This window comes from Nocardioides jiangsuensis (genome assembly GCF_019679455.1).
Lineage (GTDB): Bacteria > Actinomycetota > Actinomycetes > Propionibacteriales > Nocardioidaceae > Nocardioides_C > Nocardioides_C jiangsuensis.
This window is the reverse complement of the sequence record NZ_JAIEZQ010000002.1, coordinates 677163-700142: the sequence shown is the minus strand read 5'-3', so window position 1 is coordinate 700142 and position 22980 is coordinate 677163. Positions and strand designations below refer to the sequence as shown.

General features: G+C 71.6%; 13 protein-coding genes. 6 read left to right on the top strand and 7 right to left on the bottom strand.

Annotated features, from left to right (window positions below):
- Position 1: 1 nt before the first annotated feature.
- The 3 genes from K1X13_RS11890 to K1X13_RS11880 form a co-directional block, all read right to left on the bottom strand.
- Positions 2–1546 (bottom strand): substrate-binding domain-containing protein, encoded by a 1545-nt coding sequence (locus K1X13_RS11890; RefSeq protein WP_221025259.1) that lies wholly within the window; start codon positions 1544–1546, stop codon positions 2–4.
- A gap of 260 nt (positions 1547–1806) precedes the next feature.
- The gene (locus K1X13_RS11885) at positions 1807–3936 is read right to left on the bottom strand and encodes a DEAD/DEAH box helicase (RefSeq protein ID WP_221025258.1); all 2130 of its coding nucleotides are present in this window, start codon (positions 3934–3936) and stop codon (positions 1807–1809) included.
- A 458-nt stretch (positions 3937–4394) separates the two neighbouring features.
- Entirely contained in the window at positions 4395–5786 is a 1392-nt protein-coding gene (locus K1X13_RS11880; protein ID WP_221025257.1) for an LVIVD repeat-containing protein, read from the bottom strand.
- 241 nt (positions 5787–6027) lie between these two features.
- On the opposite strand from K1X13_RS11880, the gene K1X13_RS11875 reads away from it, so the two are divergent.
- Together K1X13_RS11875 and K1X13_RS11870 are read left to right on the top strand one after the other, a co-directional pair.
- Complete coding sequence (locus K1X13_RS11875) at positions 6028–7347, top strand: LVIVD repeat-containing protein (RefSeq protein ID WP_221025256.1); 1320 nt, start codon at positions 6028–6030, stop codon at positions 7345–7347.
- A gap of 159 nt (positions 7348–7506) precedes the next feature.
- On the top strand, positions 7507–11088 hold the full coding sequence (locus K1X13_RS11870) for a hydantoinase B/oxoprolinase family protein (RefSeq protein ID WP_225914962.1): 3582 nt from the start codon (positions 7507–7509) through the stop codon (positions 11086–11088).
- A gap of 76 nt (positions 11089–11164) precedes the next feature.
- Here the strand turns inward: K1X13_RS11870 and K1X13_RS11865 are convergent, their stop codons facing one another.
- The gene (locus K1X13_RS11865; RefSeq protein WP_308249527.1) at positions 11165–11698 is read right to left on the bottom strand and encodes an RNase H family protein; all 534 of its coding nucleotides are present in this window, start codon (positions 11696–11698) and stop codon (positions 11165–11167) included.
- 99 nt (positions 11699–11797) lie between these two features.
- Entirely contained in the window at positions 11798–13993 is a 2196-nt protein-coding gene (gene katG, locus K1X13_RS11860; protein ID WP_221025253.1) for a catalase/peroxidase HPI, read from the bottom strand.
- Between the two features lie 142 nt (positions 13994–14135).
- Between katG and K1X13_RS11855 the strand changes: the two genes are divergently transcribed.
- On the top strand, positions 14136–14834 hold the full coding sequence (locus K1X13_RS11855) for a response regulator transcription factor (protein ID WP_221025252.1): 699 nt from the start codon (positions 14136–14138) through the stop codon (positions 14832–14834).
- Positions 14831–17392 carry a DUF4153 domain-containing protein gene (locus K1X13_RS11850; protein ID WP_221025251.1) on the top strand — a complete coding sequence of 854 codons (2562 nt, stop codon included), beginning with the start codon at positions 14831–14833 and terminating at the stop codon, positions 17390–17392. Before K1X13_RS11855 ends, K1X13_RS11850 begins: the two co-directional genes overlap by 4 nt.
- 136 nt (positions 17393–17528) lie before the next feature.
- Here the strand turns inward: K1X13_RS11850 and K1X13_RS11845 are convergent, their stop codons facing one another.
- Positions 17529–18605: a class I SAM-dependent methyltransferase gene (locus tag K1X13_RS11845; RefSeq protein ID WP_221025250.1), complete on the bottom strand. Its 1077-nt coding sequence runs from the start codon at positions 18603–18605 to the stop codon at positions 17529–17531.
- Positions 18606–18738: 133 nt separating this feature from the next.
- On the opposite strand from K1X13_RS11845, the gene K1X13_RS11840 reads away from it, so the two are divergent.
- Entirely contained in the window at positions 18739–19437 is a 699-nt protein-coding gene (locus K1X13_RS11840) for a PIG-L deacetylase family protein (RefSeq protein ID WP_221025249.1), read from the top strand.
- 32 nt (positions 19438–19469) lie between these two features.
- The gene (locus tag K1X13_RS11835) at positions 19470–22355 is read left to right on the top strand and encodes an AfsR/SARP family transcriptional regulator (RefSeq protein WP_221025248.1); all 2886 of its coding nucleotides are present in this window, start codon (positions 19470–19472) and stop codon (positions 22353–22355) included.
- Between the two features lie 34 nt (positions 22356–22389).
- Here K1X13_RS11835 and K1X13_RS11830 read toward each other — a convergent pair whose 3' ends face one another.
- Positions 22390–22941: an NAD(P)H-dependent oxidoreductase gene (locus K1X13_RS11830; RefSeq protein WP_221025247.1), complete on the bottom strand. Its 552-nt coding sequence runs from the start codon at positions 22939–22941 to the stop codon at positions 22390–22392.
- Positions 22942–22980: the final 39 nt, after the last annotated feature.

Below are 22980 nucleotides of genomic sequence, written 5' to 3'. Positions count from 1 at the left end.
GTCACCTGCTCAACAGGGCGGTCTCGAACACCTTGCCCATGGCCGCCGGGTTCCGGGCCACGTAGCTGCGGCCACCGGTGGCCGCGACGATGCGGCTCAGCGCCTCGGCGTCCGCGTCGGGGCCGACCCCGATGGCGATGACTGCGACGGGCCGGGCGGGGTCGCGCTCCGCGCGCAGCGTGTGGAGCAGCTGGGGCAGCGCGAGGCTCCCCGGATCCTCGTTCCGGCCGTCGGTCAACAGCACCACGGAGTTGACCGCCTCGTCGTCGTAGCCGGCCCGGACGGCGCGAACGGCGGCCAGGGTCGTGTCGTAGAGGCCCGTCCCGCCGTACGTCAGGCCGGGCAGCTCCGCCAGCGCACCACCGAGCGCCTGTCGCTGGCTCTCGCCGCCGACTCGCGCGTCCAGCCGCCTGATCGGGACCAGCTCCCGGTAGTCCCGGTCCGGGCCACCGAGTCCGACGGAGAACGCCCACATCCCGACCTGGGACTGGTCGGCGAACATGCCCATCGACGCCGCCGAGGCCTCCGACGCCAGCGACACCCTGGTCCGACCACCGGCCACCTCGTCCATGGAGCCCGACACGTCGAAGACACCGAGGATCCGCGACGGAACCGTCAGCACCGACCAGCGCCGGAGCGTGGTGGCGACGGCTTCGGCTCCCGGCGCTCGCAGCAGGTCGAGCTGTCCGGCACCGCGGTCCCGCGGCAGGGGCTCGAGGTCGGCGGACCGGAACCCGGCCACCTCCAGCAGCTCGGCACCGTCGGGGCTCCCCAGCCGGTCGGCCAGCTGCTCGGCCGCCTCGACACCGACGGACCCCTCGGTCAGCGCCACCAGCGGGTAGTCCAGCACCATCGTCCCGGTCCCGGGGACCCGTACGTCGAGGTCACGGCCCAGCCCCTGCGCCCTCAGGTCCAGCAGCTGCTGCTCGCTCAGGACCGCCGCACCCCCCGGGTCCAGGGCGAGCTCGGTCACGTCGCGTGGCGCGTCCCTGTCGTCACCGAGGCGTTGGGCGAGCGGCACCATCACCGAGTCGACGTCCGCCCCGGTCGATCCCGGCTCGGCCTTCAGGGCGAGCAGCGCCGCAGCCGGCGCCGAGCTCCTCACCGGGTCCACGAACCTGACGTCGTCGCGCGACAGCACCTCGCGCCAGGACTCCGGCCGCACCAGGCCCCGACCGGCGACGACCACCGGGGACCGGGCCAGGGACCGTGAGACCACCGTCGGCTGCCCCTCGAACCCGTCGATGCGCTCCAGCCAGGTTGCCGAGTCCGGCACCCACAGGTCGGGAGCTCCGGCGGCACGTGCGTCCAGCGACCTCGAGACCTCGGAGGGGTCGGCGGCGTACACCCGGTAGTCCACACAGCGACCGTCCGCCTCGGCGCCACCCTCCTCCAGGCTCAGCGCCACCTCGCGGAGAACCTCGACGCTCTCCTCGGCCGCGGCGACCGAGACCGTCTGTGAGCCGGAACAGCCGCCGAGTCCCAGGAGGGTCGGGTTCGCGACGTGCTGGACACCCAGGGCAACCGGGAGCGCGACGCACAGCACGGCCAGCAGGATGAGCAGGGGGCGAGGGGCCGTCCGCCGTCGTCTCCGCCGGGGGGCTGCCGAGTGCTGTCCGGGCAATGACCTCGTGTCCTTCTGTGCCGGTTGCTCCCCCGCTCCGGCTCCGCAGCCTAGGACATCGAGACGGCCTGCCCGCAGGGGTGCCCGCCCGGGCACCCCGAACCCGGTCTGCTACCGGGGTCGCCCGGTCGCGACGACCGGCGCGGCGTCCCGGTGGGGTCGGTGCCTCCCCGGCACAGCCGCTACGCCGACTCCGACAGCGCGTCCGTCAGCAGCGCGACGAGCGCCTCGAGCTGCACGTCGGCCGACGACGCCACCTCGTCGTCCGATCCGTCGAGCGCCCTGGCCGCGATCCCCGCCTTGCTGTCGATCAGCTCCGCGATCCTGGTGTCGATGGTCTGCGAGGCGATGATGCGCCACGCGGTGACGGGCTCCTCCTGGCCGATGCGGTGGATGCGGTCCACGGCCTGTGTCTGCTCCGCGTCGGTCCACGAGAGCTCGGCCAGCACCAGGTTGGAGGCGACCTGCAGGTTGAGGCCCACCCCGGCCGCGGTCAGGGAGCAGACCACGATGTGGACGTCGGGGTCGTTCAGGAACGCGTCGATGTTCTTCTGCCGCGACGACGGGGTCTGGTCGCCGCGGATCGACGCGAAGCCGATCCCCCGCTTGGCGAAGGTCTCCTCGGCGACGTCCATCACGTCGACGTGCTTGGCGAAGAAGACGACCTTGCCGACGCTGCGCGCGAGCTGGGCCGCGTAGTCGGCCGCGAGGCCCGCCTTGGCCTGGCCGATGCGTCGCATCATGCTGAACACGTTCTCGTCGCTCTTCGTGGTGGTGGTGTCCTCCCGCTCCCACGTGGCGACCCGGCGTACGAGGTCGTGGTCGATGCCCTCGACGACGGCACCGGAGGTGCGCGTGGCGAGGGCGGTCTCGTAACGGTGCACGAGGCGGCGGGCGAGCTCGCGCTCGGCCTCGCGGATCGAACGGCCGGCCTCGTCGTCGAGCTCGACGGGAAGGTCCGCGATCCGGCGGGCGGGGAGGTCGGCGGCGACCTCGACCTTGCGACGGCGGACGATGCCGAGGTCGACCACACAGTTGCGAGCCGCCGGGTAGAACCCGGGGTCACCCGGCTCCAGTCCTGTCTCCTCGAGCGCGTTCATCAGCTCGGCCAGGGGCCGCTTCTCGTCGATCCAGCCGAGGAACTGCCAGATGGCCCGGAAGTCCTCGATGTCGTTGATCAGCGGGGTGCCGGTGAGCGCCATCAGCAGAGGACGCGCGATGCGGGAACGGATGCGCTCGGAGAGCTCCAGCACGTGCTGCGAGCGCTGCGACGTCTTGTTCTTGATGAAGTGCGCCTCGTCGACGACCATGCCGCGGAAGCCGAGATCGCCGATCCAGCCGACGTGGCGGTCGAGCACCTCGTAGTTGACGACGACGATGTCGGCGAAGCCGTCGATCGTGTCACCGTCGCCGTGGATCACGGTGGCCGGGTGGTTGGGGGTCCAGAGGCCGGCCTCGCGGGCCCAGTTGGTCTTGACGACGTTCGGCACGACCACGAGCAGCGGGTAGGCGTTCGCCGCCTGCGCGGCGAGCAGCGCCTGGGCCGTCTTGCCCAGGCCGGGCTCGTCGGCGAGCAGGAAGGTCCGGTGACCGGCCGCGGCCGCGGCGACCACCTGCGCTTGGTGCGACATCAGCTCCAGGTCACCGGCGGCCCGGCGCGAGGACGGCTCGGGCAGGGCCATGCACGCCGGGGCGCCGCCGGCGTACTCGAACGACCTGAAGAGCGGGCCGAGCAGCTCCCAGCCGGCAAGCCGTCGCGGACGGGCCTCGCTCTGCTTGGCGGCCGAGAAGTCGGGCGCGAGGAAGGGGTTGGCGAGCTGTCGCGAGACGATCGACTGCGGCACGACCCGGCGCTTGGTGGGGGCGGTCGCGGCCGCGGGCTCCGTGGGCGCGGGCTCGGGGCCCGTCTCGATACCGGCCGCCCTCTGCATGTCGCGCTTGAGCGCCCTGGCAGCGTCGGAGAGGACGGCATCCTCGGCGAGCAGCGCGAAGAGCGAGGTGTCACGGGCGGCGGTCTGCGCGAGGATCGTCGCGATCCCGTCGAGGCGCTTGAGCTGCTCGGCCCGGTGAGCGTCGCTGCTGGTGTCGTCAGCCTTGACGCGGGCACGCTCGTCGCGCACCAGCAGGGCGATGACCTGGAACTTCGTGCCTACCGACGACGTCACCGGTCCGCGTTTGGCGGCCGTCTCGACCTCCCGCACGGCGCGGGCGAGCACCGGGATGATGCCCTCGTTGTCGCGGGGCCGGACACGTCGCTGCTGTCGCGGGGCGGTACGGCGAGCGGCCGGTTGACGCTGGCCTCGTCGAGCCACAGGCTCCTCCTCTGGAGTGCCCGGCACGCTCGCCGCTGCGGGTGGCGACACCCGCACGCGGTCGTGCGGCCGGGGCGATATGGACGTCGAGCGGAGAAGCCCCGGAAGGCGACTCCGCGACGCGACGCGGTCCCACGGATCTGCGAGAGATCGTTGCGTCGGGCCCCGACGGCCCGCCCACGGCGTGGAACCCACGGCCGTCGGTCGACGGCCGGGCCACCGACCCGGGCAACGGTCGTCACGCGACGATGCACGTTGTCGAGAGGCGGTGGTGGACCAAGCGTAGCGCGCCGCGGCCCCCGATGCGCAGCCGACACCACGCCGCCCCACTGGCGGCCGGCCCCCGCCGCCCCTGCACGGCGGGGGCCGCCACCGCCCGGTGGACCGGGCAGACGGAAGCGGCTCTCACCGTGACGGTGAGGGCCGCTTCCTCGTGGACCGGGGCAAACCCGGCAACGTCAGCCGATCAGCGACTCCTGCGTCTGCGGGTTGAGGTGAGGAAGCTTGTTCGCACCGGCCCTGACCGGATCGGCGAGCAACATCACGTCCATACCGCGCCCGGTGTCGTTGGTGAAGACGTGGCCGTTGTACCAGTACGAGGACCAGGTGTTCGCCCCGTGCGGGTCGTTGTGCGCGATCTCGACCGGGTTCTCGCGATCCGTGAAGTCGAAGACGGTCGTCCCACCGGAGTACGCGGCCGACACGCCGACGTACCGGCCCTCGACCGGGAGCACGTTGAAGTTGTGCATGGTGCACCGCGCGTTTTCACCCTGGACCCGCGAGATCTTGTAGTGGCTCAGCGGGGTCTCCGGGGTCGTGGCGTCCCTGTTGTCGAGCGACGCGAGGTCGTACAGCCAGATCGCGCCCACCGTGTCAGGGTCGGTCGCCCGGCAGCGCGGGGACGTCCCGCCGCCTGCCTCGTCACCGAAGAGGACGGTGCTGCCGTCCCACGTGAAGGTCGCGCTGTGCCAGAAGTCGAAGGCCGGGTTGTGGATGCGCGCGATCGTCGTCGGGTTCTCGACGTCGCTGATGTCCCAGATCTGTCCCTCCTGCATGCACGCAGCCGCGGCACGGTCGATCGCGCTGAAGACGCTGATGTCGTGACAGCCGCGGAACCCGGCGTTCCCCTTGTAGTCGTTGAGCTCGAGCCGCGGCTCGTTGACCACCGACGCGCTCGCGGGGTCGCCCAGCGGCACCTCGACCACGGAGATCTTGCTGTGTCCCTCGCCGACACGTGAGCAGGAGTTGCCGTACGCCGACTCCGCGAGCTCGCCCGACGGGTAGGACGAGACGTACAGGAGGACACGGCTTGGGTCCGCCTTGTCCGGGACCACCGTGTGGGTGTGCGAACCGCAGTCCGTCGCCACCGCGCCCACGTAGGCCGGCTGCTCGGGGTCGTGCACGTCGAAGATCCGGATCCCCTCGAAGCCGGGGGTGGTGTGCCCCTCCGCGTCCAACGACCGCGGGCTACCGCACTCCGGGGCGGTCAGCGGAGAGTCGATGGAGACGAACAGCAACCCCTTCCACACCGAGACGTCGTTCTGGGACCCGGCGCACGCGAAGTCGCTGAGCACCCTCGGGTTCTCGGGGTCGCTCGCGTCGATCGTGCGGAAGCCCTCGTAGTTGCCGGCGAAGACCGTCCGGCCCCAGAAAGCGAGGTCGGAGTTCCGGTACGAGGGGACGTCGCTGGTCTTGGGGGCGCTGCCGACGATCTTGAGGTTCTTGGTCTGGCTCGTCGGGCTCGGGTCCCACGTGCCGCCATGGTCTTCGTGAGCAACGACGGGTGGTGCCGCGACGAGGAGCATGAGCGCGCTGAAGGTGAGCGCGATCCTCCGAACAGGAAGTCGCATGGGAACAGTCCGTTCTTCCGGGAGGACCGCCCGCCTGGTGGTCCGATTCGCGACATTCTGGCTGAAGTGTGATCTACGTCGCAATAGCGTGTTCTCGCCTTCAGTGCCGCAGGTTTCTGCAACGCACATACCTGCATGTTCGGCGCATTGCCGGCAGGGGACGCCCCTTCTAGCGTGACCGCCACGCCTTCGGGCGTGCCCCGGGCGTCCCAGAGCGGACGCTCCCGATCCTGGAGGTTCCATGCGTCGACCCCGCATCCTCGTCGGGCTCGCTGTCGCGGTGATGGCCACCGCCACGGCGCTGCCCGCAACAGCCCACGAACCGTGGGACGACGGCTCCGTGCCGCCACCGCCCCCGGCGAGCCCCGCCGACGGCTACAGCCAGAACATGCACCTGCTCAGCACCGCCGAGCACCGCGGCGGTGTGAACTCCGACCTGGCGTTCAAGGGCACCCTGGCCTTCGCCGGCCACTACGGCGGCTTCCGGGTCATCGACCTGGCCGACCCCGGGGAGCCGGTCGAGGTCGCCGACGTGCACTGCAACGGCCCGCAGGGCGACGTCACCGTCCACGGCGACCTGCTCTTCCTCTCCGTCGACACCCCGCAGAGCACCGAGGGGTGCGAAGGCTCCCGCAACGTCACCGCCAGCACCGAGGGTGCCTTCGAGGGCGTGCGGATCTTCGACATCAGCGACCCCGCGGAGCCGGAGTTCATCAAGGGCGTACGGACGGACTGCGGCTCCCACACGAACACCCTCGTGCCCGGCGAGGGCGGCACGGCGTACGTGTACGTGGCGTCGTACCCGCTCTCGAAGAACAGCCTCGGCCCCGACTGCCAGGCGCCGTTCGAGCGGATCTCGGTGGTCCAGGTCGACGGGACCGACGCCGCTGCCGGGCAAGGAGCACGGGTCGTCGCCGAGCCGACGATCAAGGGCGTGGACCTCTTCGGTGCGCAGTACGGCGCCGAGCCGTTCTTCGCGTGCCACGACATCACCGTGCTCTCGCCGACGAAGACCGCCGCGGCGGCGTGCCTGTCGCAGGGACAGCTCTGGGACATCTCCGACCCGCTCGCGCCGAAGGTGACCGCGGACATCGACACGCCGGACGTCGACATCTGGCACTCGGCCGCGTTCACGCCGGACGGGAGGTACGTGACCTTCGGGGACGAGTACTTCGGTCCCGCCAAGGAGCCGTTCGGCGCGATCTGGACCTACGCCGTCGCCGACCCGTCCGTGCCGTTGAGCCACCTGCGCATCCCCCGGGAGGAGACCAGCACGTACCACAACTTCAACTACGTGCCGCTCGCCGACCGCTACGTGCTCGTGGCCTCCGCCTACGGGTCCGGGACGTCGGTGGTGGACCTGACCGACCCGTCGGCCCCGACCGAGATCGGCTTCTTCGACATGCAGTCCAACGCCTGGTCGACGTACTGGTACAACGGTCTGGTCGTGGTCAACGACATCTCGCGCGGCCTGGACACGCTGCGCTTCAGCGACCGTTCCGTGGCCGGCGCGAAGCAGCTGCCGATGCTGAATCCGCAGACGCAGGACTACCTGCTCTGACCCAGCACACGAAGGGGCCCGCTGCGACGAAAGCAGCGGGCCCCTTCTCACGCTCCCCTCGGCCGAGGGAGGTCACCGGCAGGGAGAAGCCCGACGGTCGGGACCGCGGCGACGTGGAACCGAGGGCCGGCCGGGCTCGCCAGCCCGATAATGGGTCTCATGGCCGGACGCTGGGAGTTCTGGATCGACCGTGGCGGCACCTTCACCGACGTGGTCGCCCGTCGTGGGGACGGGACACTGGTCACCCACAAGCTGCTCTCGGAGAACCCGAAGCGGTACGACGACGCCGCGATCGCCGGGATCCGGGAGGTGCTCGGGCTCGGTGACGGTGAACGGATCCCGGTCGAGGACATCGCCGCGGTGAAGATGGGGACGACGGTCGCCACGAACGCCCTGCTGGAGCGCACGGGCGAGCCGACCGTGCTGGTGACCACCCGCGGCTTCGCGGATGCGCCGCGCATCGCCTACCAGAACCGGCCCAAGATCTTCGCCCGGCACATCGAGCTGCCCGACCTGCTGCACTCCGTGGTCATCGAGGCGACCGAGCGGCTCGACGCCGAGGGGGAGCTGGTGACCCCGCTCGAGCCCGGGTCGGTCCGGCGCGAGCTCCACGAGGCCTTCGACCGGGGCTTCCGCAGCGTGGCGGTGGTCCTCATGCACGCCTTCCGCAACCCGGCCCACGAGCTCCGGATCGGCGAGCTGGCCCACCAGGTCGGCTTCACCCAGGTCTCCCTGTCCCACGAGGTGAGCCCGCTGATGAAGCTGGTCTCGCGGGGCGACACCACGATCGTCGACGCCTACCTCTCGCCGATCCTGCGGCGCTACGTGGACCAGGTGAGCAGCGCGCTGCCAGGAGTGAAGTGCCAGTTCATGCGCTCCTCGGGCGGTCTCACCGAGGCGCACCACTTTCGCGGCAAGGACGCGATCCTGTCAGGCCCCGCCGGCGGCATCGTCGGGATGGCACGGACCGCGCAGGCGGCCGGGCTGACCCGGGTGATCGGGTTCGACATGGGTGGGACCTCGACCGACGTGTCCCACTACGCCGGGGAGTTCGAGCGGCAGTACGACACCCAGATCGCCGGCGTGAGGGTCCGCGCCCCGATGATGAGCATCCACACCGTGGCCGCGGGAGGCGGGTCGATCCTGCAGTTCGACGGCCAGCGGTACCGCGTCGGGCCCGCGTCGGCAGGCGCCGACCCCGGGCCGGTGGCCTACGGGAAGGGCGGCCCGCTGACCGTCACCGACGCCAACGTCATGCTGGGGCGCATCCAGCCGGCCCACTTCCCGACCGTCTTCGGCGACGACGGCGACGAGCCTCTCGATGCCGAGGAGGTGACGCGCGCCTTCGGGGACCTCGCCCGCACGATCGGTGACGGTCGCAGCCGCGAGGAGGTGGCCGCGGGCTTCCTGCGCATCGCCGTCAACAACATGGCAGACGCGATCAAGAAGATCTCGGTGCAGCGCGGCCACGACATCACCCGCTACACCCTGTCCACGTTCGGCGGCGCGGGTGGTCAGCACGCCTGCGCCGTTGCCGACGCGCTCGGCATGACCCAGATCCTCATCCACCCCTTCGCCGGCGTCCTCTCGGCGTACGGCATGGGCCTCGCCGACGTCACGGCCACCCGCGAGAAGGCCGTGGAGACAGCCCTTCCAGAGCTCGGCGAAAGCGGGCTCGACGCCGCGCTCGCCCCGCTCGTCGAGGACGGGACCCGCGAGCTGTCCGACCAGGGGGTCCCTGGTGAGCGGGTGGACGTGGTCCGCCGCGCCCACCTCAAGTACGGCGGCACCGACACCACCGTCCAGGTTCTGTGCGGTGACGTCGACGGCATGCTCGAGGAGTTCGAGCGTCTCTACCGGCGCAGGTTCTCGTTCCTCATGCCGGAACGTCCCGTCGTCGTGGAGGCCGTGTCGGTGGAGCTGACCGCACGCACCGACTCCCACCCCGACGAGGTGGCGAGCACGGCCCGCGAAGGCGCGCTGCGTCCTGCCTCGAGGGTCCGGATGTACACCGATGCCTGGACAGAGGTGGACCTGTTCCGGCGTGAGGACCTCTCCGTCGGCGACGTGATCGCGGGACCCGCCGTCATCGCCGAGGCCAACGCCACCACGGTGGTGGACCCGGGCTGGCAGGCTCGGGTCACCGACCACAGCCATCTGATGCTGCGGCGGGTGGAGGCCCGGCCCAGGGACCCCGCGGCCACCACCGACGTGGATCCCGTCATGCTCGAGCTGTTCAACAACCTGTTCATGTCCATCGCGGAGCAGATGGGTGAGCGGCTCCGCGCCACTGCCAACTCCGTCAACATCAAGGAGAGGCTCGACTTCTCCTGCGCGCTCTTCGACACCGACGGCCGTCTGATCGCCAACGCCCCGCACATGCCGGTCCATCTGGGGTCGATGGGCGAGTCCATCAAGGCGGTGATCGAGGCGAACGCGGGGCGGATGCGGCCCGGCGACTCCTACGTCCTCAACAACCCGTACCGCGGGGGCACCCACCTGCCCGACATCACTGTGGTGACCCCGGTCTTCGACGAGACCGAGCACATCCTGTTCTACGTCGCCTCTCGCGGCCACCATGCCGAGGTCGGTGGCATCACACCGGGCTCGATGCCCTCCTTCAGCCGCCGGGTCGAGGAGGAAGGCGTCCTGATCGACAACGCCCTGCTCACCCGGGACGGCAGGATGCGCGATGCGGAGATGCTCGCGCTGCTGACCGGAGGAGAGTTCCCGGCCCGGAGCCCCCAGGACAACCTGGCGGACCTCCGGGCGCAGCTGGCGGCCAACGAGAAGGGCGTCTCGGAGCTCCGCTCCCTGGTCGAGGACTTCGGCGTGGACGTCGTGATGGCCTACATGGGGCACGTGCGGGACAATGCCGCCGAGGCGGTGCGCCGCGTCATCTCCGCGCTGCACGACGGGAGCTACCGCTACGAGCTCGACTCCGGAGCCGTCATCGAGGTCACGATCACCGTCGACCGCGAACAGCGGTCTGCCCACATCGACTTCACCGGTACGTCGGAGCAGCAACCGGACAACTCCAACGCCCCCTCCTCGGTCACCATGGCGGCGATCCTCTACGTGTTCCGCACGCTCGTCGACGACGAGATCCCGCTCAACGCCGGCTGCCTCGAGCCGATCGAGGTGACCATCCCCGAGGGCAGCATGCTCGCGCCCAGCTATCCGGCCGCGGTCGTCGCCGGCAACGTCGAGACCTCGCAGGCGGTGACCGGGGCGCTGTACGCCGCGCTCGGGGCGCAGGCCGAGGGGTCGGGCACGATGAACAACCTGACCTTCGGCAACGACCGGTACCAGTACTACGAGACCGTGGCGAGCGGCTCCGGCGCCGGTCCCGGCTTCGCCGGTACCGACGTCGTGCAGACGCACATGACCAACTCCCGGCTGACCGACCCCGAGGTCCTCGAGTGGCGGTTCCCGGTGCGGCTCGAGGCCTACGAGATCCGGCACGGCAGCGGCGGCGCGGGCCGGCACCGCGGCGGCTCGGGCGGGCGCCGTCGGCTGCGTTTCCTCGCGCCGATGACGCTCACCCTGCTCAGCAGCCATCGTCGAGTCGCGCCCTACGGCATGGCCGGCGGCGCACCTGGCGCACTGGGTCGCCAGTGGATCGAGCACACCGACGGCAGCCTCCAGCAGGTCGGCGGGCGGGACTCCGTGCCAGTCCGGGCCGGCGACGTGTTCGTCGTCGAGACACCCGGTGGAGGCGGGTACGGCGTACGGGAGTGACGCCGCATGCCGGCCCAGCCTGCCGGCAGGGTCAGTGCGTCCGGGGCCCGGGAGCTGCACCCGCAGCGCTGAGTGGTCACAGACCGCCGAAGAGGTCCACGTCGTCGTACACCGGAGCCGGGCGGTCCTCGGGGTGGCGGGTCACGGCACCCTCGAAGCCCGGCCCCGGCAGCGGAGCCGCGCTCTCCTTCCACGACGCAGCCGCGCGGTTGGCCAGGCGGTCGGCCGCCTCGTTGAGCGGGTGGCCGGAGTGCCCCTTCACCCACGCGAACTCGACGCGGCGACCCACCATCGCCGTGTCCAGCGCCTTCATGATCTCGACGTTGAGGACGGGCTTGCCGTCACCCTTCTTCCACCCGCGTCGCTTCCAGCCGACCATCCACTTGGTGATCGAGTTGATGACATAGGTGCTGTCGCAGTAGACGAGCAGGTCCTCGGAGAGGTGTGCGGTCTGCTGCAGCAGATCGAGTACGGCCGTCAGCTCCGCCTTGTTGTTCGTCCCGTGGGCCCAGCCACCGGCCGCCCAACAGGCGTCGTCGACGTACCACGCCCAGCCCGCGGGACCGGGGTTGCCGAGCGCCGAACCGTCCGCTGCCGCAATGATCGTCACGCACCGCATCCTGCCATCACGGCCGCGCCCGCCGGCGGGCCCCCACCGTCCCCGAGGAGGTCCAGGCCGGCCGGCGTGCGGCCGACCTGGACGTCGGGATCAGGCCAGGTCGAACCGGTCGAGGTTCATCACCTTGACCCACGCCCGCACGAAGTCGCGGACGAACTTCTCCCCTGCGTCGTCGGTCGCGTAGACCTCCGCGATCGCTCGGAGCTGTGAGTTGGAACCGAAGACGAGGTCGACGGCCGTGGCGGTCCACCTGATCTCGCCCGTGCCGCGATCCCTACCCTCGAACACGTTCTCCGCCGAAGCGGAGGCCTTCCACTCCGTGCTCCCGTCGAGCAGGTTCACGAAGAAGTCGTTGGTCAACGTCTCGGGCCGGTCGGTGAAGACGCCGTGCGGGGATCGACCTGCGTTGGCGTTCAGCGCCCGCATGCCGCCGATCAGCACCGTGAGCTCGGGCGCGGTCAGCGTCAACAGGTTGGCCCGGTCCAGGAGCCGGGCCTCCGCGGGCAGCTTCTCCCCGGGCCGGAGGTAGTTGCGGAACCCGTCGGCGGTCGGTTCGAGGACCCGGAACGCCTCCACGTCGGTCTGCTCCTGGGAGGCGTCCGTGCGGCCCGGCACGAACGGGACGGTGACGTCGTGGCCGGCGTTCCTCGCCGCTCGCTCGACGGCGGCGCTTCCTCCCAGGACGACCAGGTCCGCGAGGGAGACCTTCTTCCCGCCGGACTGCGAGCCGTTGAACTCCTGCTGGATCTGCTCCAAGGTCTGCAGCACGGTGCCCAGCTCGGCCGGGTTGTTGACCTCCCAGTCCCGTTGCGGCGCAAGGCGGATCCGCGCACCGTTGGCCCCGCCGCGCATGTCGGTGCCCCGGAAGCTGGCCGCCGACGCCCACGCGGTGGAGACCAGCTGGGAGATGGACAGCCCCGATCCGAGGAGCTTCTCCTTGAGCGCGGCGATGTCCTGGTCCCCGACCAGGTCGTGGTCGACCGGCGGGACCGGGTCCTGCCACAGCTGCGGCTCCGGAACCCACGGACCGCGGTAGCGGGAGACGGGTCCCATGTCGCGGTGAAGCAGCTTGTACCAGGCCTTGGCGAACGCATCCGCGAGCTGGTCCGGGTTCTCCATGAAGCGCCGGGAGATCTGCTCGTAGGCCGGGTCCAGCCGCAACGCGATATCCGTCGTCGCCATCATCGGCGCGTGCCTGACCGACGGGTCGTGCGCGTCGGGCACGGCGTCCGCCCCCGCGCCGCCCTTCGGCTTCCACTGCTTCGCACCGGCAGGGCTCTCGGTCAGTTCCCACTCGTAGCCGAACAGCGTCTCGAAGAAGCTGTTGTCCCACGTGATCGGGGTGGGCGTCCATGCACCCTCGAGCCCGCTGGTGATCGTGTCCTTGCCCTTGCCGGTGCCGAAGGTGTTCTTCCAGCCGAGACCCTGGCCCTCGAGGGGGCAGCCTTCGGGCTCGGGACCGACGTACTCGGCGGAGGCGGCACCGTGGGTCTTGCCGAACGTGTGGCCGCCGGCGATGAGCGCGACGGTCTCCTCGTCGTTCATCGCCATGCGACGGAAGGTCTCTCGGATGTCACGTGCGGCAGCGAGCGGGTCCGGCTTGCCGTTGGGACCCTCGGGGTTGACGTAGATCAGGCCCATCTGCACGGCGCCGAACGGACCTGTGAGCTCGCGGTCGCCGCTGTAGCGCTCGTCTCCGAGCCAGGTGTCCTCCGGCCCCCAGAAGATCTCCTCGGGCTCCCAGATGTCCTCCCGCCCGAAGCCGAAGCCGAAGGTCTTGAAGCCCATCGACTCCAGGGCACAGTTGCCGGCGAAGATCAGGAGGTCGGCCCAGGAGATCTTCCGGCCGTACTTCTGCTTGACCGGCCAGAGCAGCCGTCGGGCCTTGTCGAGGTTCGCGTTGTCCGGCCAGCTGTTGAGGGGGGCGAAGCGCTGAGCGCCCTCGCCACCGCCGCCCCGGCCGTCCTCGATGCGGTACGTGCCGGCGGCGTGCCAGCTCATCCGGATGAAGAGCGGACCGTAGTGGCCGTAGTCGGCCGGCCACCAGTCCTGCGACGTCGTCATCACCTCGAAGATGTCCCGCTTCAGCGCGTCGACGTCGAGGGTCTTGAGCTCTTCTGTGTAGCTGAAGTCCTCGCCCATGGGGTTGGCCCGGGGTGAGTGCTGGTGGAGAACCTGCAGGTTGAGCTGATTGGGCCACCAGTCCTGGTTCGACCGGGGCCGACCCGCCTTGGGGGTCGGGGCGGGGATGACCGGGTTTTCACTTTCGCTGCCGGGCTCGGACACGTCGCTCGTCTCCTGTCTCGCTGTTTTTCTCAAGTATCGAGCATTCTCCGGGCTCCGTGAAGATCGCACGCCCGCGAGACCTGCACAGAACCTTCACGAGTCGTCCCCCACTCCTGACCAGGCAGGCTCCTAGGCTCGCACCATGCCAGTCAGCGGACCCGCCCCCAGGATCCTCGTCGTCGAGGACGAGCCGGTGATCAACCAGGCGCTCACCGACCGGCTGCGCGGCTCGGGGTACGACGTCGTCCAGGCCTGGGACGGGCCGGGCGCGGTCGCGCAGTTCGCGGCCACCGCACCGGACCTGGTCCTCCTGGACGTGATGCTTCCCGGTTTCGACGGCCACGAGGTGTGCCGGCGGATCCAGGCCGAGCGGCCGGTCCCGGTGCTCATGCTGACTGCGCGCGACGACGAGGCGGACATCCTGGTGGGGCTCGGCGTCGGCGCCGACGACTACCTCACCAAGCCGTTTCGCATGCGGGAGCTGGTGGCCCGGGTCGCCGCCCTGCTGCGGCGGGTCGAGCGCGCAGCGGAGCTGGCGGCCCGCTCCGCCACCGACCTTGGCGACCTGCGGGTCGATGCCGCCTCGCGCCGGGTCTGGGTCACCGACACGGAGGTGCACCTGACGCCCACCGAGTTCGACCTCCTGCTCTGCCTGGCCGGCAACCCGGGCGTCGTCCTCACCCGGGAGAGTCTCTACGCCGAGGTCTGGGGCTGGTCGGGCGCCTCCGGGACCCGGACGGTCGACAGCCACGTGAAGGCTCTGCGCGCCAAGATCGGTGCGGACCGGGTGCGCACGGTGCACGGTGTCGGCTACGCCCTCGAGCCGGGGAGCGGCACGTGAGCAGCCCGCTGCTGGACCAGGTCACGTCGGTCAAGCTCAAGCTCGGGCTGCTCGTCGCGGTCAGTGTCACCGTGGCCTCGGTCGTCGCGGCGATCGGCGCCGGTGGCGGAGTGCCGTTCTGGCTCAGCGTCCCGGTCACCGTGGCCCTGGCCCTCGGCGTGACCCAGCTGCTGGCCGTGGGGATGACCTCGCCCCTGCGCGAGATGACCGCGGCGGCCCGGCGGATGGCCCGCGGCGACTACTCCGGCCGGGTCACCGCGACCTCGAGCGACGAGGTGGGCGAGCTGGCCCGCGCCTTCAACCGGATGGCCGAGGAGCTGGCCGCTGTCGACCGCCGGCGCCGCGAGCTGGTGGCGAACGTGAGCCATGAGCTGCGCACCCCGGTCGCCGCCTTGTGCGCCGTGCTCGAGAACCTCGTCGACGGCGTCGCGGAGCCGGACCCCGTGGCCCTGCGGACGGCGCTCGACCAGGCCGAGCGGCTCGCCACCCTCGCCTCCGACCTGCTCGACCTCGCCCGGGTGGACGCCGGCGAGGCTCAGCTGTCCACCACGCAGGTGCCCGTCCTGGCGCTGCTGGAGCGCGCCGTGGCCGAGGCGCGGGTGGCCGGTCGCGAGGTGAGGTACGACGTCCGCGCCACGCCGCCCGCGCTGACGGCCACGGCCGATCCGGCGCGGCTCCACCAGCTGGTCGCCAACCTGCTCGACAACGCGTCCCGGCACAGTCCCGCCGGTGGGGTCGTCCGGGTCGCCGCCCAGGACACGGCCACCGGCTGGCGCCTGGAGGTCACCGACGACGGGCCGGGTGTCCCCGCCTCCGACCGGGACCGCGTCTTCGAGCGGTTCGGGACGCTGGCGGAGGCCGAGGGCGGCGGCGGCACCGGCCTCGGTCTCGCCATCGCCCGCTGGGTGACCGACCTCCACGGCGGCACCATCCACTTCGTCGAGCCGGAGGCGCCGAGCACCGGCGCCCGGGTGCGCGTCGACCTCCCGCACGAGCCGCGGCAGCACACCCACGTCCCCAGCAGCACCCAGGAGCCAGTCATGACGAGCCCGGACCGGAGCCCCGCCCTCCCCGTACCCCCTGTGGCCCGGGTGCCCGAGCCCGCTGTGGACACGCTGTTCGGCAGGTTCTGGCCCGACACCGGCGTTCCCGGGAACGTGCGCGCAGTCCTGTCCTGCCTCGGCGTCGGCCTGCTCGCCGGCATGGTGCTGCCGTTCCGGGACTTCGGTCTCGGCACGTTCGCGGTGCTTCTGGCGGGCGGAGGCGTGATCCTCGGCTACAGCGTCTACCGCCGGTCCCCCTTCACCCTGGCCTGTGCCGCGCTGTGCGTGCTCCTGGCGGCGACCGTCGTCGTCCGGGACGCCGACTGGATCGTGGTCCTGTGCCTCCTGGCCGGCGGTGCGCTCTGCGTCACCGGGCTCGTGAGCGGCCGCACCCTGCCCGCCTTCGTGCTGGCCGGCATCGCCTGGCCGCTCGCCGGGCTGCGTGGGCTCCCGTGGCTCGGTCGCTCCGTGCGCGGTGTCACCGGCCAGGGGAACAGCGCGGCGGCGCTGCGCACCGTCGTGTGGTCACTGCTGGGTGTTGTCGTCTTCGGGCTGCTGTTCGCCTCTGCCGACGCGGTCTTCGCGGAGTGGGCGGGCGCGGTCGTCCCGGACCTGCAGCTCGACTCGTTCGTGCTGCGGGCGTTCGTCACCGTTGCGGTAGGCGGCGTGGTGCTGGCGGCGACGTACCTCGCCCTGAACCCTCCCCGCGTCGAGCCGGGGGCCGGCCCGGCGCGGCCCGTCGCGCACCGCTACGAGTGGCTGGCCCCGGTGCTGCTCGTCGACGGTGTCTTCCTGGTGTTTCTCGGCGCGCAGGCCACGGTCATCTTCGGCGGGCACGACTACCTCGAGCGCACCACGGGGCTCACCTACGCGGAGTACGTCCACCAGGGCTTCGGCCAGCTCACGGTGGCCACCGCGCTCACCCTGCTCGTGGTGTGGGCGGCCGCCCGTAAGGCACCGCGCGAGACGGCCGCGGACCGTGCCTGGCTGCGCGGGTCGCTCGGCCTGCTCTGCGTGCTGACCTTGGTCGTGGTCGCCTCCGCTCTCTACCGGATGCACGTCTACCAGGAGGCCTACGGCTTCACCCGGCTCCGCGTCCTGGTCGACGTCTTCGAGGGCTGGCTGGGACTGCTGGTGCTCGGCGTGATGGCGGCGGGCGTGACGCTCCGGGCGGCCTGGCTGCCCCGCGCCGCGTTGCTCAGCGGGACCGGACTCCTGCTCCTGCTGGCCGCGCTCAACCCGGATGCCTGGATCGCGCAGCGCAACCTGGACCGGTACGACGAGACCGGGAAGGTCGACTGGTCCTACCTGCAGGGGCTCTCCGCGGATGCGGTGCCCGTGCTCGCCACGCTCCCGGACGAGGTGGTCGAGTGCGCGCTGACGGGGCACCGGCCCGGCAACGACGACTGGCTGGAGTGGAACCTCGGACGGCAGCGCGCCGAACCGCTGCTGCGCGAACACCCCACCGACCGGGAGTACAGCGACGCCTTCTGCGCGCGCGAGGCTGCCGGCTGAGCACGGAACCGGCGAGTCGACGTCGGCGAAGGCCCCCCCGTCACTGCTTCGCGCCGCCCGCTGTCGTCGCCCGGGAAGACGCGACTTCCCGGCGGGCCCGATGGCTCGCCGGGAAGGCGCCGTGACGCTCCGCCCCTCAAGCCGTCGCCTGGATCACCAGGTTGTACGCCGTCGCGACGGCCACGCGGGCTGTCGCGAATCCGGCGTCGCGGAACGCGGCCGTGAGTCGGGCCGGTCCGGCCTGGGCGCCGAGTGCGGCACCGCCTTCGGAGACGCTGTGCGGGACGCACAGAGCTGAGCTGCCCACGTAGAACACTCCCGCGATCGGGTTGGCGAGGTTGGCCTCGAGGGTGTCCTCGGCGTACGGCTCGACCGCGACGACCAGTCCGTCCGGCGACAGCACGCTCCGGGCGTGGGCGAGCGCACCGACCGGGTCGCCGAAGTCGTGGACGGCGTCGAAGAACAGCACCAGGTCGTGGCTGCCGGTGTAGGACGTCGCGTCGGCGACCTCGAACTGGACGCGGTCGGCGACACCGGCCTCCTGGGCGGCGGCGTCGGCGAGCCGGATCGACTCGTCGTGGTAGTCGACGCCGACGAAGGTCGAGTTCGGGAAGGCCTCGGCCAGCATGATGGTCGGCAGGCCGAGGCCGCAGCCGACGTCGAGCACGCGGATGCCTGACTGGAGACGTTCGACCAGGCCGTGGACGCCAGGCAGCCACTCGGTGAGCAGCGAGTTGCGATAGAGGGTGCCGTAGAAGCGGGACACCCCGCTGAACAGGCGCGGGTCGTGCTGGTGCCAGGCGATGCCCTCACCCGTGGTGTAGGCGTGCGCGAGCTTGTCGACCGCCGCCCACACCGCGGCGATCAGCTCGAACCCGGCCATCATGGCGGTGGGGCTCTCCTCCTCCGCGAGCACGGCGGCGGCTTCGGGCGAGAACGTGAAGGACTCGGTCGCGGCGTCGTAGGTGACGTAGCCGTTGGCCGCCTGCGCCGAAAGCCACTCCTGCACGTAGCGAGGGGCGATGCCTGAGCGCTCCGCGAGCTCGGCGATGGTGGCCGACTCGAGGGACGCCAGCGCCTGCCACAGACCGAGGCGGTCGCCGAGGTAGACGAGGACTGCGTTGTACGCCGCGGCCTGGTCGGCCGACACCTTTCCGGCGAACTCCTCGAGCCTGCCGAAGTCGAGGACGGGTGCGTCGAGCTGGGTGGTCATGGACCTTTCCTTTCGTCGGGCGCCCGGTCGGCGCCTTCGATGACGACGGTCGGGTACGTGGCTGTCAGCGTGCTCGCACGGGCTGGTCTGGTCGTGGAAGCGGCGTGACAGGAGGTTGCGCCACCCTGGGGACATGGACCGCCTCGGCACCGTGCTGATGATCTGGGCGCACCCGGATGACGAGACCTACCTCGTCGGGGGGCTGTCGGCCGCCCTGACCGACGCCGGGCACCGGGTCGTCTGCGTCACGGCGACGCGCGGGGAGGCCGGCGTGTCGAGTACCGCGACCCCGAACCGCGACCAGCTCGCCAAGATCCGGACGGCTGAGCTCGAGGAGGCACTCCGCATCCTGGGCGTCGCGGAGCACCACTGGCTGGACTACCCGGACGGCGGCTGCACCGGCGTCGACGCGGAGGAGGCGGCGGATCGGATCGCGAGCGTCCTCGACGCCGTACGCCCCGACACGGTGGTCACGTTCGGTCCGGACGGGTTCACCGGTCACCCCGACCACCGGGCGGTGAGCCGGTGGACCGACCTCGCCCTGGCACGAGCGTCCACGCGGCCAAGGCTGCTGCACGCGGTCGCCCGGGAGGAGGTCGTCGACCGGGAGCTCACGGAGGACTTCGGTGTGTACGAGCTGGGTCGGCCGCGGGTGTGCGCCGACGACGAGCTGGACCTCCTGCTGGAGCTCGACGGCGTGGTGCTGGACCGCAAGGTCGACGCGCTGCTGCGGCAGGTGTCACAGACCGGCGGGCTGGTGGAGGCGGTTGGCCTGGAGCGGTTCCGAGCGTGGGTCGCCAGCGAGAGCTTCGCCGAGCCACAGACCAGATGACGGTGGCGCCGAACCTCGGGCACAGTGCGGTGATGGACCGCACCACCCTCGCCCTGTGCGTGGACGTGCTCGGGCCGCTGGTGCTGCGCGTGCGGGGTGCGGCGGTCGACGTGGTCGGCGGGCGCCGACGCGCCGTCCTGGCCCTGCTCGCGCTGGAGGGTGTTCGTGGCCTGAGCACCGAACGCCTGGTCGACTCGTTGTGGCCCGAAGACCCGCCGGAGAACGCCGTCCAGGCGCTCTACAGCCACGTCCACCGGCTTCGCCGCCACCTCGGCCCGCTGGCGAACCGGCTGGAGCGGCAGCCGAACGGGTACCGCCTGCGCCTGGAGCCCTTCGAGCTCGACGCCGACGCTGCCCGGCGGCTGGCGTCATCGGACCCGCATGCGGCGCTGGCGCTGTGGCGGGGTCCTGCGCTGGTGGAGTTCCGGTCGTTGCCCGCGCTCGAGATCGCCTCCGTCGGGCTGGACGAGCTGCGTCTGAAGCTGGTCGACGACCTGCTCGAGTCACGGCTGGCGCACGGCGACCGCGACGTGGTCGTGGACGCCGCCGCGGCCGCAGCGGCGTCGCCACTGCGGGAGCGCACGGCACTGCTGCACGTGCGGGCGCTGGCCGCAGACGGCCGCACGGCGGACGCGATGGCCGCGGCCCAGGCCTTCCGGCGCAGGCTGGCCGACGAGACCGGGCTCGATCCCACCGAGGCGCTGGCCGAACTGGAGCAGCAGGTGGCCGCCGGGTCGGTCCACGGGGCCTCCGTCGGGCGCCGGGTGGCCAAGCCGGACGGTCCGATGGTGGGCCGGCAGCACGACCGGGAGGAGGTGGTCCGGCTGCTCGGTGCGCACTCGGTCGTCACGCTGACCGGGCCCGGTGGCGTCGGCAAGACCCGGCTGGCGCTCGACATCGCGGCCGACTCGCACGTGCTCGGCGAGGCCGTGGTCGTCCCGCTCGCCGTCGTCGACCGCGCCGACCGCGTCTGCCAGGCGGTCGCGTCGGACCTGGGCCTGCGCACCACCGGCGAGACCCGTTCTGCTCAGATCGCCGCAGGTCTGGCGGACCGTGAGCTGCTCCTCGTCCTGGACAACTGCGAGCACCTGGTCGAGGCATGCCGCGAGCTGGTGGTCGCGCTCAGGCGTGGCGCGGCCGGCGTACGGGTGCTCGCGACGTCGCGAGTCACGCTGCAGGTGCCGGGAGAGTACGTCGTCCGGCTGCAGCCGTTGCCGGTGCCGAGGGACGTCACGGACCTGGAGTCCTTGCGGCGGCAGCCCAGTGTGCGCGCTTTCGTCGAGCATGCGCGCCGCCGGCGGACAGACTTCGCGCTCACGGCGGAGGAGGCCCCGGACCTGGTCGAGGTGCTGCGGCGCCTGGACGGGCTGCCCCTCGGGATCGAGCTGGCCGCGCGGCAGGTGGCGGTGATGCCCTTGCGAGCGGTCCGCGAGCGGCTCGACCGGGCACTCGACCTCTCCACCGGCCGGCGGGGTCCCGAGGACGACCGGCAGCGGACCCTGCGGGCGACCATCGAGTCGTCGTACCGCCTGCTCACGGCGGACGAGCAATGGCTGCTCCGGGCGATCGCTCCCTTCGTCGGCGGTGTCGACCTGGCGACCGTCGAGGTTCTCGCCGAGCCTCTGGCGGGCGACCCGCTCGACCTCCTGCACCGCCTGGTCGACTCGTCGCTGCTCGGGGCGGACGCGGAGAGCGCGCGCTACCGGCTGCTCTTCACCGTGCGTGCCTTCCTGGTCGACGAGATCACCAGGCTGGGCGAGACCGAGGAAGCACACGTGCGGTTCGTCGAGCGGTGCCGCGTCATCGCGGAGGACATCGGCGAGCGGATGCTCGGGCCCGACGAGGCCGCCACCAATCGGCGGCTGCGGGCGGAGCTGGACAACCTGCGGTCCGCCCGTGACCTGGCACCTGCCGATGCCAGGGTGGCGATCACGGTTGCGGTGAACCAGGTCGTCACGTGGCGCGACCTGCGCGAGATCTGGGCCTGGGCGGTAGAGCTCGCCGAGGACCCGGCGCTCGCCGCGCACCCGCAGCGGGTGACGGTGCTCGCCGGCGCAGCGGACGCGGCGAGGCTGGTGGGCGACTTCGACACCGCCGCGCGTCGTGCCGACGAGGCGATCGCTTCGGCCGGACCCGACGCAGGGCTCGCTGCCCGTGCGTGGAGTGTCCGCGCGGTGGTCGCGCACTTCCGTGGCGAGTTCACGACCGCCCGCGACGCCTGGCTGCGCGCGGCCGAAGGCGCGACGGCGGAGTCGAGCGCGTTCGTCGGCTCGGCCGCCCTCGCCGCGGCCTACGGCGGTGACCTGGTGACCGCCCGCACACTGCTGGACCGAGCGCGGTCGCTGGCCACCTGCGGCTCACATCGCGCGTTCGTCGCGTACGTCGAGGGCGAGCTGCGCGCGACGACCCGACCGGAGGGCTCGGTCCCGTACTACGTCGAGGCGATCCGGGATGCCTCCCGGGTCGGCTGCAACTTCGTGGAGGGTGTCGCGCGGGTGTCGCTCGCATCCGCCCAGACCCGTATCGGTGACGTGCCGGCTGCGGCCGAGGGTTTCGGCTACCTGATCGCGTTCTGGCGGCGTACGGGCCAGACGACCCAGCTGTGGACCACGGCACGCAACGCGGCGGAGCTGCTCTCGGCGGCAGGTCGATCGCGCACCGCGGCCCAGCTGCTGATCTGCGCCGACGCCGCGCCCGGTGCCGCCGCGGTCGACGAGGAGATCGCTCGGTTCAGCGTGCGCTCCTACCTCCGGGTCGAGGCGCTGGTGGGCGCCGGGGAGCTGGACGAGCTCCGCGCCGAGGCATGGCGGCTCGGACCCGCGAGGGTTCTCGACCGGGCCCTGGCGGAGCTGGGTGACCTGGCCTCCGCCGGGCCCTCGGCGACGACGGGTGGCGGGCGTCCACGGCACCACAGCTAGTCGCGAGGCGAGCCCCAGTTCGTACCAGGCGGTCTCAGGCGGTGGCGCGCTGCTCGTCGCCGGTGAGCAGCGCCCGGTAGCGGGCGCCGTACTCCGCGAGAGCCGCCTCGTCGAGGTGGTACACCCCGTGCACCACGAACGGCTCGGCGAGCGGCATGCCGCACAGGTGCGCGGTTGCGTCGATCGGACGCATCAGCTCGCTCATGGTGAACCTGTTGTAGCCGCCCGGTTGGTACGACTCACCCGGACCGCCGGTCGTGGTGACCACCTGCAGGGTCTTCCCGTGAAGCTTGGTGCCCTCGCTCCCGTAGGCGAATCCACGGAGCAGCACGTGGTCCATCCACTCCTTGAGGATGCCGGGGACGGAGTACCAGTACCACGGGAACTGGAGCACGACCGTGTCGTGCTCGACGAGCAGCCGCTGCTCCTCGGCCACGTCGAAGCCGCCCGCTCGGCGGACCGTGGCGAGGTCGCGGACGGTGACGTCGTCGAGGTCGCACACGGCGGCGGCCAGCGCACTGTTCACGCGGGAGCCGGCGGGATCGGGGTGGGCGAGCAGGACGAGGGAGCAGGGGTTCCGAGACATGGTGCGTTTCCTTGTGGGTGCGGGTGGTGAGGCGGTGCG

What these genes read in the sequence shown, in the direction of transcription:
- K1X13_RS11840 (WP_221025249.1), top strand. Translation starts at nt 18,739, where the DNA reads ATGGACCGCCTCGGCACCGTGCTGATGATCTGGGCGCACCCGGATGAC.
- K1X13_RS11875 (WP_221025256.1), top strand. Translation starts at nt 6,028, where the DNA reads ATGCGTCGACCCCGCATCCTCGTCGGGCTCGCTGTCGCGGTGATGGCC.
- K1X13_RS11870 (WP_225914962.1), top strand. Translation starts at nt 7,507, where the DNA reads ATGGCCGGACGCTGGGAGTTCTGGATCGACCGTGGCGGCACCTTCACC.
- K1X13_RS11830 (WP_221025247.1), bottom strand. Translation starts at nt 22,941, where the DNA reads ATGTCTCGGAACCCCTGCTCCCTCGTCCTGCTCGCCCACCCCGATCCC.
- K1X13_RS11880 (WP_221025257.1), bottom strand. Translation starts at nt 5,786, where the DNA reads ATGCGACTTCCTGTTCGGAGGATCGCGCTCACCTTCAGCGCGCTCATG.
- K1X13_RS11855 (WP_221025252.1), top strand. Translation starts at nt 14,136, where the DNA reads ATGCCAGTCAGCGGACCCGCCCCCAGGATCCTCGTCGTCGAGGACGAG.
- K1X13_RS11845 (WP_221025250.1), bottom strand. Translation starts at nt 18,605, where the DNA reads ATGACCACCCAGCTCGACGCACCCGTCCTCGACTTCGGCAGGCTCGAG.
- K1X13_RS11835 (WP_221025248.1), top strand. Translation starts at nt 19,470, where the DNA reads ATGGACCGCACCACCCTCGCCCTGTGCGTGGACGTGCTCGGGCCGCTG.